Genomic DNA, 14,229 nt, shown 5'->3' with positions numbered 1-14,229 from the left:
GTTGTCAGCGGCGGCGCGCGAAGGCGCTGGTGGAAAATTGGCCATTATCGGCGCCCAAAGGGCACCGCTTCAAGCGGCACGTCATAAGCAGCAGGTATAAAGCTGTGTAGGGGCGCCGTGCGCACCACCTGCCGGTGTGCCAATGGTGCGCACGGCCTAGGCGGCCCCGCGCACCCTACTTCAGAATAAGTCTATCGGGTCGACATCCAGCGACCAGCGTACCGCGCGCCCGCTGGGCATTCGCTCCAGCGCGAGCATCCAGGTGCTGAGCAGGTGATGCAGCGGCGCACGGGCGTTGGCTTGCACCAGGAGTTGCGCGCGGTAGCGGCCGGCACGACGTTCCATCGGCGCGGGTACCGGGCCAAGCAGTTCGATGCCGCTTAGCTTGAGTTCGTTCAATAACAATTCGGCTTCGCTGCAGGCCTCATCAAGAAAGCCTTCGGCCTGCCCCGGCTTGTGCGCCTCTGCGCGCAGCAATGCGAGGTGGCAGAATGGCGGCAGCCCGGCACTGCGGCGCTCGCTCAGGGCTTGTTCGGCGAAGGCGAAATAGCCCTGTTCGGTCAGTTGCACCAATAAAGGATGGTCGGCCAGGTGACTCTGAATGATCACTTTGCCTGGCTCCTCGGCACGGCCGGCGCGGCCGGCAACCTGTACGATCAGCTGGGCCATGCGCTCGCTGGCGCGAAAATCGGCGGAGAACAACCCGCCGTCGGCATCGAGAATGGCCACCAGGGTGACGCGCGGGAAGTGGTGGCCCTTGGCGAGCATCTGGGTGCCGACCAGGATGCACGGCTCGCCGCGTTGCACGGTATTGAAGAGGGTGGTCATGGCCTCTTTGCGTGAGGTGCTGTCGCGGTCCACGCGCAATACTGGTACGTCGGGAAAGAGAATTTCCAGCCGTTCTTCCGCGCGCTCGGTGCCGGCCCCGACTGGGCGCAGGTCGACGTTGTTGCATTTCGGGCAGTTGCTCGGCTGGCGTTCGACGTGGCCACAGTGGTGGCAGCGCAACTCGCCGGAGCGCTGGTGCACGGTCATCCGTGCGTCGCAGCGCGGACACTCCGACAGCCAGCCGCAGTCGTGGCAGAGCAGGGTCGGGGCAAAACCGCGACGGTTGAGAAACACCAGCACCTGCTGGCCAGCCGTCAGTGTCTTGGCGATGGCTTGCTGCATGGGCGCGGAAATGCCCGAGTCGAGTGGCCGGCTCTTTACATCCAGGCGCAGAAAGCGCGGCTGTTTGGCACCGCCGGCCCGTTCGCGCAGGTGCAGCAAGGCGTAGCGGCCGCTGTGGGCGTTGTGCAGGCTTTCCAGCGATGGCGTGGCCGAGCCGAGCACAATCGGGATGCTTTCCTGGTGCGCGCGCACCACGGCCAGGTCGCGTGCGTGATAGCGCAGGCCTTCTTGCTGTTTATAGGATGCGTCATGTTCTTCATCGATGATGATCAGGCCGGGGCGCTGCATCGGCGTGAACAGCGCGGAGCGAGTGCCGATGATGATGTCGGCCTCGCCATCGCGGGCGGCGAGCCAGGCGTCCAGGCGCTCGCGGTCGTTGACTCCGGAATGGAGCAGGGCGATCCGCGCGTTGAAGCGTCGCTCGAAGCGCGCCAGGGTCTGCGGGCCGAGGTTAATCTCCGGGATCAGTACCAGCGCTTGCTTGCCGGCTTCCAGGGTCTCGCGGATCAGCTGCAGGTAGACCTCGGTCTTGCCACTGCCGGTTACCCCCGCGAGCAGAAAGGCATTGAAACGCCCTGCGCCTGCGCGGATGGCTTCGGCTGCAGCGCGTTGCTCCGGGTTCAGGGGCAGCTCCGGTTCCGCCAGCCAGTTGAGGTGGCGCTCGCTGATGATGTGCCGGCGTATCTCGACGTGGACCAGGCCTTTCTCGCGCAGCAGGCCGAGGCTTTCCTTGTTTATTTGCAACTGAGCAAGCAACTGATGAGCGACGCCGTGGGGGTGTTGGGCGATGGTCTGCAGGGCATCGCGTTGGCGGGGTGCGCGGCTCAGGCGCGGGTCATCCAGTTTGGCGCCTTCGGCTATGTGCCAGAAGCGCTCTTGGCGCGCCTCTGCCGGTTCGCCCTGGCGTAGCAGTGCCGGCAGGGCCCAGCTGAGGGTGTCGCCTAGGCTGTGCTGGTAATACTGCGCCGTCCACAGGCACAACTTGAACAGCGCAGGCGGCAGCGGCGATTGGGCGTCGAGCAGTTGCAGGGCGGGTTTGAGCTTGTCTGCGGGGACCTCGCTGTGATCCGTCACCTCGATCAAAATACCGATCAGCTCACGCCGGCCAAAGGGTACACGCAGTCGTGCGCCCGGCTGCAAGGCGCTGCGCGGGACACCGGGCGGTGCGCGGTAGTCGAACAGGCGGCGCAGCGGCGAAGGCAGGGCAATGCGCAGAATGGCGTCGGGCACGCGGTGGGCTCCAGGGTAGACGGATGCGATCTTAGCACGCGGCCTCGCGACAGCCGGCGTCAGCGGTGGCTTGCGTCGTGGCGGCGCTCTGGTATCATCCCCGGCCTAATTCAGTGCGGTACTCGACAATAATGTCGGGTGGCGGCATGTCAGCCCCGAGGAATACACCATGAAAGCCGATATCCATCCGAACTACGTAGGCCTCACTGCTACCTGCAGCTGCGGTAACGTGATCGAAACTCGCTCCACCCTGGGCAAGCCGATGAGCCTGGACGTGTGCAACGAATGCCACCCGTTCTACACCGGCAAGCAGAAAATGCTGGATACCGGCGGCCGTGTTGATCGCTTCAAGCAGCGTTTCGGCATGTTCGGCGCCAAGCAGTAAGTTTGCGCGCAGCGACGGGTGCCCTGATGGGTGGTTCCTCGCTACTGAAAAAGGCGTCCCTTGTGGGCGCCTTTTTTATGTCGGTGTTTTACCTGACGTCTGTTCAAGCGTTTTGTCCGGCGCCCGGCAAATTACCCAGCGTCAAAGTACAGCGGGTCGTCGATGGGGACACCTTGCGTCTGCAGGATGGGCGCAGCGTGCGCTTGATCGGCCTGAACACGCCCGAACTTGCGCGCAAGGGACACAGTGCCGAGCCTTTTGCCGAGGTCGCGCGTCGTCGCTTGAGCGAGTTGGTGGCGGCCAATGACGGGTATGTTGCTTTGCGGCTTGGCCGTGAGCCGAAAGATCGCTACGGGCGCACCCTGGCGCATGCCTACGACCGCAAGGGGCGTAATCTTGAGGCGCAGTTGCTGGCCGAAGGGTTGGGCTATTTGGTGGCGATTGCGCCCAATGTGGCGCTGGTCGAGTGCCAGCAGGCGGCCGAACGGCTAGCGCGGCAGTCGCGGGCCGGTCTCTGGCGGCGCTCGCCGGTACAGACGCCTGCGCAGCTGCAGCGCGGCGGTTTCGCCTTGGTCGAGGGGCGGGTCGAGCGGGTCGAGCGCAATCGCGGCGGGGTTTGGCTGGAGCTGGGTGATTCGCTGGTTGTGCATGTGCCACCACAGGCGCTGGATGGCTTTGATCTCCGGCAGTTGCAGGGTTTGGCCGGTCGCCAAGTCGAAGCCCGTGGCTGGATAATTGATCGTTCCAGGCGTACTGGAGGCAAGCCAGGGCAGGCGCGCTGGATGCTGTCTGTGACCCATAAAGCGATGCTGGGGGTGCTGCCATGAACCTGCGTCATTGGGTCTTAGGGGTGCTGCTCGTTCAACTGGCTGGTTGCGCGGTCAACCCCGCCACCGGGCGCAACAATTTCGTGATGATGAGCGAGCAGCAGGAACTGGCGCTCGGTCAGCGCTACAGCCAGGAAATTCTCAAGCAATACCCGCGTTATGCCGACGAAAAACTACAGGCTTATGTCCAGCAGGTCGGCGAGCGAGTGGCCAGGCACAGTCATCGCAGTCAGCTCAACTATCAATTCACCGTGGTGGACAGTCCGGATATCAACGCCTTTGCCCTGCCGGGCGGTTATATCTATATCCATCGCGGGCTCCTGGCCTATCTCAACTCGGAGGCCGAGTTGGCCGCAGTTCTGGGTCACGAGGTCGGGCACGTCACCGCGCGGCATGGCGTGCAGCAGCAAAGCCAGTCGAGTGCCTGGGGGATTCTCGGTCAGGCGGTGGCGATTGGCACCGGCGTCGGTGCGGCGGCCGACCTGACCAACGTCCTCGGTAGCGCCTTCGTGCGTGGCTACGGTCGCGATATGGAGTTGGAGGCCGATGGCCTGGGTGCCCAGTACCTTGCGCGCAGTGGCTATGACCCGCAGGCGATGATCGAAGTGGTCAACGTGTTGAAGGGCCAGGAAGACTTCGCCCGCGATCAGGCGGCCAAGCGTGGGCAGGCGCAGGCGGCTGGCGGCTATCACGGCGTATTCGATACCCATCCGGATAATGATCGGCGTCTGCAGCAGGTTCTGGGACCGGCGCGGGCACTTGCAACTGGCCAGCAAGAGGTCAATCGCGATGCCTTTCTCAAGCATCTGAACGGGTTGCCATTTGGTGATTCCGCAGCCAGCGGGGTGCGCCGCGGGCAGCATTTCTACCATGCCGAGCTAGACTTTACCCTGGCGTTCCCGCAAGGCTGGAGCATGATCAATCGGCCAGATGTGCTGATCGGGCAGAGTGCCGATCAGCAGGCCTTTATCGCCATGACCCAAGAAGGCAATCCGCAGCGTCTCTCTGCTGCTCAGCTGCTGCGCCAGCGTGTCGGCGGGCAGCAATTGACTGCAGAGCGCGAATGGCGCCAGGCCGGCTTATCAGGCTACAGCGCCATCATTGCTGGTCCTGCTGCCAAGCGCGTTGCGGTGCTGCTGCACGGGCAGCGGGCCTACCTGTTTGTTGCGGCCGTGCGTGGGCAGACCGCGCTAGAGCCTCACGATGAGGAATTTATCAAGATAATCAAGAGCGTACGTTCGCTTACCGCTGCTGAGCGGCGCTTGGCAGAGCCTCTGCGGCTGCATCTGGTCAAGGCGCGAAGCGGGCAGAATATGGCGGCACTGGCCAGGCAGAGCACGTTGCCAGGCGATGCCCAGGCGACCCTGCGCCTGCTCAATAATTTTTATCCCACAGGTGAGCCGCCCCCCGGCAGTTGGCTCAAGGTTGTGCGTTAGTCGGGGCGTGCGGGTAAGGCTCAACAGTCTTGTGCAGATGTATACAACTTGCGTATCCTCGGCCGCCTGCCTGTTCAACAGCCAAAAAAAGCGGAAATGCCCCTATGTCTGATCTGAAAACTGCCGCTCTCGAATACCACGCCAAACCCCGTCCGGGTAAGCTGAGTGTCGAGCTGACCAAGCCCACTGCCACTGCCCGTGACCTTGCCCTGGCCTACAGCCCGGGTGTTGCCGAGCCTGTGCGTGAAATCGCCCGTGATCCCGAATTGGCTTACCGGTATACCGGTAAAGGCAATCTGGTTGCGGTCATTTCCGACGGCACCGCGATTCTCGGCCTGGGCAACCTCGGTCCATTGGCTTCCAAGCCGGTTATGGAAGGCAAGGGCGTGCTGTTCAAGCGCTTCGCCGGTATCGATGTATTCGACATCGAAGTCGACGCCGAAAGCCCGCAAGCGTTCATCGACACCGTCAAGCGCATTTCGATCACCTTTGGCGGCATCAACCTGGAAGACATCAAGGCACCCGAGTGCTTCGAGATCGAGCGCGCACTGATCGAACAGTGCGACATTCCAGTTTTTCACGATGACCAGCACGGTACCGCCATCGTTACCGCCGCCGGTATGCTCAATGCCCTGGAAATCGCCGGCAAGACCCTTGAACAGGCGAAGATCGTCTGCCTGGGCGCTGGTGCAGCTGCAACATCCTGCATGAAGCTGCTGGTGAGCATGGGTGCCAAGGTCGAAAACATCTACATGATCGACCGTAAGGGTGTGATCCATGCTGGCCGCGATGACCTGAACCAGTACAAGGCGATATTCGCCACTGAGACTGACAAGCGCACGCTGTCCGAGGCCCTTGAGGGTGCCGATGTGTTTGTCGGTCTGTCCGGTGCCAACCTGCTTCATGCTGAAGACCTCAAGCGCATGGCGGCCAACCCGATCGTGTTCGCCTGCTCCAACCCAGACCCGGAAATCTCCCCGGAACTGGCCCATGCCGCACGCAATGACGTGATCATGGCAACCGGTCGTTCGGATTACCCGAACCAGGTCAATAACGTGCTGGGCTTCCCGTTCATTTTCCGGGGTGCGCTGGATGTCCGCGCTACCCGCATCAATGAAGAGATGAAGATCGCCGCTGCACTGGCCCTGCGTGATCTGGCCAAACTGCCGGTGTCGCAGGAAGTCTGCGATGCCTACGGCGGTATTGCGCTCTCGTTCGGTCGTGAGTACATCATTCCCAAGCCGATGGACCCGCGCCTGATCACCGTGGTCTGCGATGCAGTGGCCAAGGCCGCGATCGAAAGCGGTGTGGCGACTCTGCCTTACCCGAAGCATTACCCGCTGACGTCAGTGGATGATGTGTTTAACGGCTAAGCTGCACACATAAAAAAACCCGCTTCGGCGGGTTTTTTTATGGCTATTTAGCCGTTAGATGTTGCGAGTGCGCACTTATACATAAGTGCAGGGCTCGCGCGGATAGGTTGGGCTGGGCGGCGTTCCGCTGAGGAGCAGCGCGACAAGCCGCAGCCTGTTGAGCTTCGCAGCGCTCAACCTACGCAGTCTTTGCCAACCTACGACTTCTCGCCTCGCAACGGGCAATGGGTGCAGGGTCTATTTATAGATGCGCGCTATGAACCCAGTCCATGCTCCACGCCGATGAACGGCGTAGCAGCATGCACCTTGTGCTGGGTCGCCCTGCGATAGGCAGGAGCAGTGCTGGCTCTTCAGAACAAGTCTATCGGTGCCGACTCGTCAGCTGGCAGTGGGCTACCGGGAGCATGGAAGCCGGGGTCCAGTTCGCTCATTGGCGGCGGCGAGTCTTCGCTTTTGAACAGTTCGAAGTAGGCGTCAGCGGTGCCTGGGTTGGCGGCGCGGCCACTGTAAGGGTCAATGCGCAGGGTCAGCAGCCCTTTGGGCTCTGCGGGCGCGTGGCTGGGTTTGTCTTTGAGTGCGCTGGCCATGTAATTCATCCAGATCGGCAGCGCGACGGTGCCACCGTACTCATTTCTGCCGAGGCTTTCGGGCTGATCGAAACCGGCCCAGACGGTAGTCACGTAGTCGGCATTGTAGCCAGAGAACCAGCTGTCCTTGGACTCGTTGGTGGTGCCGGTTTTTCCTGCGAGGTCGTCGCGGCCCAAGGCCATCGCTCTGCGGCCGGTGCCGCGAGTGATTACATCCTGCAGCATGCTGGTCATTATGTAGGCAGTGCGCTCGTCGATAATACGTTCGGCGGCAACAGGCTCGACTGCAAGCTCCTGCGCGGGGGTAGTGACTGTATCGACAGCAGCATTGTTTGGGGTGTCGGTGGCCTCGCGTGTACTTGCAGGGTTGGCGATGAACAGAGGCTCGCCGAATCGGCTTTCAATGCGTTCGATCAGATACGGCCGGGTTCTATAACCGCCGTTGGCGAACGCTGCCCAGCCCCCGGCAACCTCTAGCGGCGTCAGATTAGCAGTGCCGAGCGCCATAGACAGGTTGCGTGGTAAGTCCTGTTTGTCGAAGCCAAAGCGACTGACGTAGTCCAATGCGTAATCGATACCGATGGCCTGCAACAGTCGAATCGACACCAGGTTGCGTGATTTATACAGCGCCTCGCGCAAGCGTATTGGGCCAAGGAACGTGTTGTTGTCATTTTTCGGTCGCCAGTCTTGGTCGAGGTATTCGTCGACAAACACTATCGGCGCATCGTTCACCAGGCTCGCGGCCGTGTAGCCGCGGTCCAGGGCGGCGCTGTAAATAAAGGGTTTGAAGCTGGAGCCAGGCTGGCGCTTGGCTTGTGCTGCGCGGTTGTAGTTGCTTTGTTCAAATGAAAAGCCACCGACCAATGCACGGATTGCACCATTGCTAGGGTCGAGCGATACCAGAGCGCTCTGCGCTTGCGGTAACTGAACGAAGCGTAAGCTGCCATCCTCCTGACGTTGCACGCGAATCAGGTCGCCGATCTGGGCGACATCGCCGGGCCGCTGTGGGCGGGGGCCGAGACTATTGGTATTGATGAAGGGGCGAGCCCACTTCATGCTGTCCCAGGCGACGGCCTCTTCCGTGCCGCTGCGCAGCAGCACGAGAATGCCGCTTTGTTCTATCTGGCTGACGATGGCGGGCTCAAGGCCTCCCAGCGGCCGTTGTTTGGTCAGTTCGCTCAGCCAGGCTTGTTTGTCCATGTCGGGCAGGCGGCGTATCGGGCCGCGATAACCATGACGCTGGTCGTAGGTGATCAGGCCTTCACGAACGGCGGTGTTGGCTGCGTTTTGCAGGTCGCTTGGCACCGTGGTGGTGACGTTGAAGCCTTCGGTGTAGGCCTCGCTGCCATAGCGGCCGACCATCTCAGCACGGACCATTTCCGCTATATAGGGCGCTGTGACTTCTGGGGTCGGGACGTGGTGGCTGGCATCGCCAGGCTCGGCCAGGGCAGTCTCATAGCTCTGCTGGTCGATCCGGCCGAGCATGTGCATGCGCCCGAGAATCCAGTCGCGGCGCTCTTTGGCTCGAGTGGGGTTGGTCAGCGGATTGAAGCGTGAGGGTGCTTTCGGCAGGCCTGCAATCATCGCCAGTTGGGCGAGGCTGAGCTCATTGATCGATTTGCCGTAATAGACTTGCGCAGCAGCTTCGATGCCATAGGCGCGGTGGCCTAGGTAGATCTTGTTGACATAGAGTTCGAGAATTTCATCCTTGCTCAACTCACGCTCAATCTGCAGGGCAAGGAGGATTTCATTGATCTTGCGCGAGAAGCTTCTTTCACTGGACAGGAAAAAATTCTTCGCCACCTGCATGGTTATCGTGCTGCCGCCGGTCTGGATGTGACCGCTTTTCAATATTTGCGTGGCAGCTCGCATCAAGCTGGTAAGGTCGACGCCATAATGATTGGCAAAGTTGTCGTCTTCCGCTGCAAGCAGGGCGCTGATGAACTCGGGGGGGATGTCGTTGAATTTAATCGGCGAACGACGCATCTCGCCGAATTCTGCGATCAGCTTTGCGTCGCTACTGTATACCCTGAGGGGGATTTGCAGCTGTATGCTGCGTAGCGATTCAACGGACGGCAGGCTGGGGCTGAGGTAGAGAAAAGCCCCACTCAAACTGAGTAACAGCGCACAAAAAGTGGCGACACCAGACCAGCAGATAAACTTCAGCAAACGCATCAAGATTTTTGGATTTCCAGATAAAAGAATGAGTTAAGCGGAAGGCAAGGCTACAAGGGGAAAACTGATCACATTATAAGCGTTTTTTTTCCCGGGTATCCATTTGCGCTTCTGTCAAGACTGTTATTTAATGTGAAAAAACATAAATAGTCCGTAAGTCGCGGATGCCAATAGGAAATCGCTCGTGCTAGGGCTCTTCAATAAGAAAGCGAATACGCTGTTGGGGATCGATATCAGTTCGACCTCCGTCAAGCTCCTCGAATTGAGTCGCTCAGGAAGCCGCTACAAAGTAGAGGCTTACGCTGTCGAGCCGCTCCCGCCAAACGCGGTGGTCGAGAAAAATATTGCCGAACTTGAGGGGGTCGGCCAGGCGCTTGCGCGCGTGCTGGCCAAAGCCAAGACCGGTGTGAAGTCTGTAGCGGTCGCCGTGGCGGGTTCTGCGGTGATCACCAAGACCATCGAGATGGAGGCCGGGCTTTCCGACGATGACCTTGAGAATCAACTGAAGATCGAAGCCGACCAGTACATTCCGTATCCGCTTGAAGAAGTGGCTATCGACTTTGAGGTGCAGGGTTTTTCGCCGCGCAATCCTGAGCGGGTCGAGGTGCTTCTTGCTGCCTGCCGCAAGGAAAACGTAGAGGTTCGCGAGGCCGCCCTAGCTTTGGCTGGCTTGGTCGTCAAAGTGGTTGATGTCGAAGCCTATGCCCTTGAGCGCGCTTACGGCTTGCTCACAGAGCAGCTTGGCAGCGGGCATGACGAGCTGACGGTCGCGGTGGTCGATATTGGCGCGACCATGACCACGCTTAGCGTGCTGCACAATGGGCGGACCATCTACACGCGAGAGCAGTTATTTGGCGGCAAGCAACTTACCGAAGAAATTCAGCGGCGTTATGGCCTCTCAGTAGAAGAAGCCGGTCTTGCGAAAAAGCAGGGCGGACTTCCTGACGATTACGACAGTGAAGTGCTGCAGCCGTTCAAGGAGGCGGTCGTTCAGCAAGTATCGCGCTCCCTGCAATTCTTTTTTGCTGCCGGCCAGTTTAATGATGTCGATTACATTCTTCTTGCGGGTGGCACGGCTTCCATTCCTGACCTTGACCGCCTGATTCAGCAAAAGATCGGCACGCAAACCTTGGTTGCCAATCCCTTCGCGGACATGGCGCTGAGTAGCAGGGTCAATGCCGGTGCGCTGGCTAGTGATGCTCCGGCATTGATGATTGCCTGTGGTCTGGCAATGAGGAGTTTCGATTAATGGCGCGGATTAACCTTCTTCCATGGCGAGAGCAGTTGCGTGAGGAGCGCAAGCAGCGCTTTCTGGTGACGCTCGTCGGTGTCCTGGTGGTTGCGGCCGGAGCAGTGTTCCTTGGTGATCAGTATCTGAATGGTGCAATCGAGCAGCAAAATTCACGCAATCAGTTTATTCGCAAAGAAATTGCAGTATTAGATGCGCGCATCAAAGAAATTAGTGAGCTGAAAACGCGTCGCCAGCAATTGCTGGAGCGGATGAAGATTATTCAAGACTTGCAGGGCAATAGACCAATTATCGGCCGGGTATTCGACCAGTTGGTGCGGACTCTGCCGGACGGTGTTTATTTCAATAGCGTCAAAATGACCGGCAAGAATATTGCGATAGTAGGCGCGGCCGAATCCAACAACAGGGTGTCGAATTTGATGCGTAATCTGGATGCATCAGATTGGCTTGAGTCACCCAACTTGACGCAGGTCAAAGCCACCACTGCAGGAGCGCTGGATCAGGCCAATGTATTCCAGCTAACGGTTAAGCAAACGCAGCCTGGTGCTGAGCCTGCAGAAGGTGATAAAAAATGAGCCTGGCTGAATCCATTGAGAACATGCGCAAGATTGACCTCAGCAATCTTGATCTAAATAACATCGGTTCATGGCCGCCCGTTATCAAGGGTGTCGTCTATGTATTGTTCTTTGTAGTGATGTTGGCGCTGGGCTACAACTTTCACTTGAAGGATTTGCAGGCCAGCTTAGAGCGCGCGCAGGGCGAGGAGCAAACCCTCAAGCAGCAGTTTTCCAGCAAGGCTTTTCAGGCCGCAAATCTGGAGTCCTACAAGGAGCAGATGGCGGAGATGGAAATTTCCTTCGGCGCCCTCCTGCGCCAGCTGCCGAGTGATACCGAGGTGCCTGGTCTGTTGGAGGATATTACGCGCACCGGGCTGGGCAGTGGTCTTGAGTTCGAAGAGATTAAGTTGCTGCCTGAAGTCACGCAGCCGTTTTATATAGAGCTGCCCATTCAGTTGGTTGTGGTGGGTGGTTATCACGACCTGGCGACTTTTGTCAGTGGCGTTGCTAGTTTGCCGCGAATCGTCACGTTGCATGATTTCGAAACTAAGCCGAGTAGCACGGAGAGCGCTTCTGTCATTCGAATGAGTGTTATGGCGAAGACGTATCGTTATAACGATAAAGGGATGGATAAATGAAGACTCTTCGTTTTGTTTTAGCCATCTCATTGCTATCGTTTTTGCAGGGGTGTGGTTCGGGGGGGGATTTCTCCGACCTTCAGTCCTTCATGGATGAAGTGCGCGCCAAGCCCAAAGGGGCCATTGAGCCGGTACCAAAATTCCAACCTTATGAAGCGTTCACCTATGGAGCTTCTTCGTTGCGCAGTCCATTCCAGCCGCCTGTCAAAATTGACATGGTGCGTCGTGAAAAGGGTTCGCAGGAAGTTAAGCCGGATGAGGCGCGGGTTAAGCAGTTTCTCGAGGGTTTTAACATAGAAGTCTTCGAGATGGTCGGCACGCTTGCCAATGCAGGCGGTGTGTTTGCTTTGGTGAGCGGGGCGGGAGGGGTTCATCGTGTCAAAGTGGGGGATTTTTTAGGCCGTAATTATGGTCGCATCCTGTCGATAGATGAAGCCAAAGTCGATGTTGTTGAGATTGTTCCAGATGGTGAAGGTGGCTGGCTCGAGCGGCCACGTAGCCTCTCTCTCAAGGAGCGCTCTTGAATGAGCGGAATAATCATGAAAGAAAATAACCGGTCTGCCCAACGGAACCCGAGAATGAATAGCCCTTTATCGCACCTAGGTATATCTCTATTGGCGTTGCTGCTGTCGCCGGCATTGTTAGCCGCTGACCTTCAGGCGCTTGATGTTTCTGCATTGCCAGGCGATCGCGTTGAGTTGAAGTTGACGTTTGACGAACCCGTGGTTGCCCCGCGTGGTTATACGGTCGAGCAGCCGGCGCGTATTGCTCTGGATTTTCCAGGTGTTTCCAGCAAGCTGGGTGCGAAAAATCGAGAGCTGGGTGTGGGTAATGCACGTAGCGTCACGGTAGTCGAAGCTAAAGACCGAACTCGGTTGATCATCAACCTGACCAACTTGGCGCCCTACAATACGCGGGTGGATGGTAATAGTCTTTATGTGGTAATTGGCGAAGGAGCATCCAGCTCCGCGTCAGCGCCGTCGGCGACTGTGCCGGCGGCTGTCATTGCTGCAGCCCCAGTAAAAAGCTATGCCGCACAAGGTAAGGCTATTAGTAATATCGATTTTCAGCGAGGTGAGCAAGGCGAGGGTAATGTTGTAATTACGCTGTCGGACGCGTCGGTAAGCCCTGATATTCAGGAGCAGGGTGGCAAAATTCGCTTAGACTTCGCCAAGACTCAATTGCCAGAGGCCTTGCGTGTTCGTTTGGACGTCAAGGACTTTGCTACGCCGGTACAGTTTGTCAGTGCGACCGGTTCGGCGGATAAAGCGAGCATCGTGATTGAGCCGACAGGGACCTATGATTACTTGGCGTATCAAACCGACAACAAGCTTACGCTCAGCGTTAAGCCGTTGACTCAGGATGAAGTGGATGCGCGTAAAAGCGAACGGTTTGCTTATAGCGGTGAAAAGCTTTCATTGAATTTCCAAGACATTGATGTCCGCTCGGTGTTGCAGTTGATCGCCGATTTTACTGATTTGAATCTGGTTGCCAGCGATACCGTGCGCGGCAATATTACCCTGCGCTTGCAGAATGTACCTTGGGATCAGGCGCTGGACTTGGTTCTGAAAACCAAAGGGCTGGATAAGCGCAAGGTAGGTAATGTGCTACTGGTGGCGCCGGCAGATGAGATTGCTGCGCGTGAACGCCAGGAGCTCGAGTCGCAAAAGCAGATAGCAGAACTGGCGCCACTACGCCGTGAGCTGATTCAAGTGAACTATGCCAAGGCCAGCGACATGGCTAAGTTGTTCCAGTCCGTCACCAGTGCCGAGGGTGGTGCCGACGAGCGCGGTTCGATCACTGTCGACGACAGAACCAACAGTATCATTGCCTACCAGACGCAGAATCGGTTGGACGAATTGCGCCGGATTGTCTCGCAGCTCGATATACCTGTTCGTCAGGTGATGATCGAGGCACGGATTGTGGAGGCAAACGTCGATTATGATAAGTCACTTGGTGTGCAATGGAGTGGGGCGCGTAGCGGGGATGGTAATTTCTCGACAGACAATTTTGTGGACTTGGGGGTTGCCGGAAGCTCAGGCATAGGCATAGGGTTCATAACCGACAACACCATACTTGATCTTGAATTATCTGCTATGGAGACGACGGGTAATGGTGAGGTGGTCTCTCAACCAAAAGTTGTTACGTCTGATAAAGAAACTGCAAAAATACTTACTGGCTCAGAGATTCCTTATCAAGAGGCAAGTTCAAGCGGTGCGACAAGCACTTCTTTTAAAGAGGCAGCGCTCTCTCTAGAGGTTACACCGCAAATTACTCCGGATAATCGAATTATTGTTGAGGTGAAAGTCACAAAGGATGCGCCTGATTTTTCGCAGGCAGCCCAGACCGGCGGCGTACCCTCTATCAGTAAGAATGAAGTGAACGCTAAAGTTCTTGTTGCAGATGGTGAGACTATCGTTATTGGCGGAGTTTTTTCTAATACCCAGTCTAGGTCGGTGGATAAAGTTCCTTTCCTCGGAGATGTTCCTTATTTGGGTCGTCTGTTCAGACGCGATGTTGTTCGGGACGAAAAATCGGAGCTCTTAATATTTCTTACTCCGCGGATTATGGATAATCAGGCAATAACGGTAAATCGTTGAAA

General features: G+C 57.9%; 11 protein-coding genes. 9 read left to right on the top strand and 2 right to left on the bottom strand.

What is annotated here, in order from left to right; all coding sequences use genetic code 11:
* Window positions 1–180 precede the first annotated feature (180 nt).
* Window positions 181–2,400, bottom strand: coding sequence for a primosomal protein N' (locus Q8K09_RS02070; protein ID WP_305253356.1), 2,220 nt, complete (start codon window positions 2,398–2,400; stop codon window positions 181–183).
* 169 nt (window positions 2,401–2,569) lie between these two features.
* On the opposite strand from Q8K09_RS02070, the gene rpmE reads away from it, so the two are divergent.
* The 4 genes from rpmE to Q8K09_RS02050 all read left to right on the top strand — a co-directional run bounded on the left by rpmE (window position 2,570) and on the right by Q8K09_RS02050 (window position 6,421).
* The gene (gene rpmE / locus Q8K09_RS02065; protein ID WP_172143410.1) at window positions 2,570–2,785 is read left to right on the top strand and encodes a 50S ribosomal protein L31; all 216 of its coding nucleotides are present in this window, start codon (window positions 2,570–2,572) and stop codon (window positions 2,783–2,785) included.
* A gap of 26 nt (window positions 2,786–2,811) precedes the next feature.
* Window positions 2,812–3,612 carry a thermonuclease family protein gene (locus Q8K09_RS02060; protein WP_305253355.1) on the top strand — a complete coding sequence of 267 codons (801 nt, stop codon included), beginning with the start codon at window positions 2,812–2,814 and terminating at the stop codon, window positions 3,610–3,612.
* Window positions 3,609–5,048 (top strand): M48 family metalloprotease, encoded by a 1,440-nt coding sequence (locus Q8K09_RS02055; protein ID WP_305253354.1) that lies wholly within the window; start codon window positions 3,609–3,611, stop codon window positions 5,046–5,048. The genes Q8K09_RS02060 and Q8K09_RS02055 overlap by 4 nt, the downstream gene beginning before the upstream one ends.
* A gap of 104 nt (window positions 5,049–5,152) precedes the next feature.
* A complete protein-coding gene (locus Q8K09_RS02050; RefSeq protein WP_305253353.1) occupies window positions 5,153–6,421 on the top strand; it encodes a malic enzyme-like NAD(P)-binding protein in 1,269 nt (422 codons plus the stop codon).
* 350 nt (window positions 6,422–6,771) lie between these two features.
* Here Q8K09_RS02050 and Q8K09_RS02045 read toward each other — a convergent pair whose 3' ends face one another.
* Window positions 6,772–9,183, bottom strand: a complete 2,412-nt coding sequence (locus Q8K09_RS02045) for a penicillin-binding protein 1A (RefSeq protein WP_370869470.1) — start codon at window positions 9,181–9,183, stop codon at window positions 6,772–6,774.
* 184 nt (window positions 9,184–9,367) lie between these two features.
* Here Q8K09_RS02045 and Q8K09_RS02040 point away from each other — a divergent pair, with 184 nt between their 5' ends.
* The 5 genes from Q8K09_RS02040 to Q8K09_RS02020 are packed head-to-tail and all read left to right on the top strand — an operon-like array spanning window position 9,368 to window position 14,227.
* Window positions 9,368–10,432, top strand: a complete 1,065-nt coding sequence (locus Q8K09_RS02040; RefSeq protein ID WP_305253351.1) for a pilus assembly protein PilM — start codon at window positions 9,368–9,370, stop codon at window positions 10,430–10,432.
* Entirely contained in the window at window positions 10,432–11,007 is a 576-nt protein-coding gene (gene pilN / locus Q8K09_RS02035; RefSeq protein ID WP_305253350.1) for a type 4a pilus biogenesis protein PilN, read from the top strand. The genes Q8K09_RS02040 and pilN overlap by 1 nt, the downstream gene beginning before the upstream one ends.
* A complete protein-coding gene (gene pilO, locus Q8K09_RS02030) occupies window positions 11,004–11,627 on the top strand; it encodes a type 4a pilus biogenesis protein PilO (protein WP_305253349.1) in 624 nt (207 codons plus the stop codon). Before pilN ends, pilO begins: the two co-directional genes overlap by 4 nt.
* A complete protein-coding gene (gene pilP / locus Q8K09_RS02025) occupies window positions 11,624–12,151 on the top strand; it encodes a type 4a pilus biogenesis lipoprotein PilP (RefSeq protein ID WP_305253348.1) in 528 nt (175 codons plus the stop codon). Before pilO ends, pilP begins: the two co-directional genes overlap by 4 nt.
* Window positions 12,152–12,205: 54 nt before the next feature.
* Window positions 12,206–14,227, top strand: a complete 2,022-nt coding sequence (locus Q8K09_RS02020; protein ID WP_305253411.1) for an AMIN domain-containing protein — start codon at window positions 12,206–12,208, stop codon at window positions 14,225–14,227.
* The last annotated feature ends 2 nt before the right edge of the window (window positions 14,228–14,229 follow it).

The organism is Pseudomonas sp. (assembly GCF_030683065.1).
Lineage (GTDB): Bacteria > Pseudomonadota > Gammaproteobacteria > Pseudomonadales > Pseudomonadaceae > Aquipseudomonas.
Note: the sequence above shows the minus strand (reverse complement) of the source record. Positions and strands in the feature narration are given on the sequence as shown.

Coding starts and splice junctions, on each gene's coding strand:
- rpmE (WP_172143410.1), top strand. CDS start 2,570: ATGAAAGCCGATATCCATCCGAACTACGTAGGCCTCACTGCTACCTGC.
- Q8K09_RS02060 (WP_305253355.1), top strand. CDS start 2,812: ATGGGTGGTTCCTCGCTACTGAAAAAGGCGTCCCTTGTGGGCGCCTTT.
- Q8K09_RS02055 (WP_305253354.1), top strand. CDS start 3,609: ATGAACCTGCGTCATTGGGTCTTAGGGGTGCTGCTCGTTCAACTGGCT.
- Q8K09_RS02050 (WP_305253353.1), top strand. CDS start 5,153: ATGTCTGATCTGAAAACTGCCGCTCTCGAATACCACGCCAAACCCCGT.
- Q8K09_RS02045 (WP_370869470.1), bottom strand. CDS start 9,183: ATGCGTTTGCTGAAGTTTATCTGCTGGTCTGGTGTCGCCACTTTTTGT.
- pilN (WP_305253350.1), top strand. CDS start 10,432: ATGGCGCGGATTAACCTTCTTCCATGGCGAGAGCAGTTGCGTGAGGAG.
- pilO (WP_305253349.1), top strand. CDS start 11,004: ATGAGCCTGGCTGAATCCATTGAGAACATGCGCAAGATTGACCTCAGC.
- pilP (WP_305253348.1), top strand. CDS start 11,624: ATGAAGACTCTTCGTTTTGTTTTAGCCATCTCATTGCTATCGTTTTTG.
- Q8K09_RS02020 (WP_305253411.1), top strand. CDS start 12,206: ATGAATAGCCCTTTATCGCACCTAGGTATATCTCTATTGGCGTTGCTG.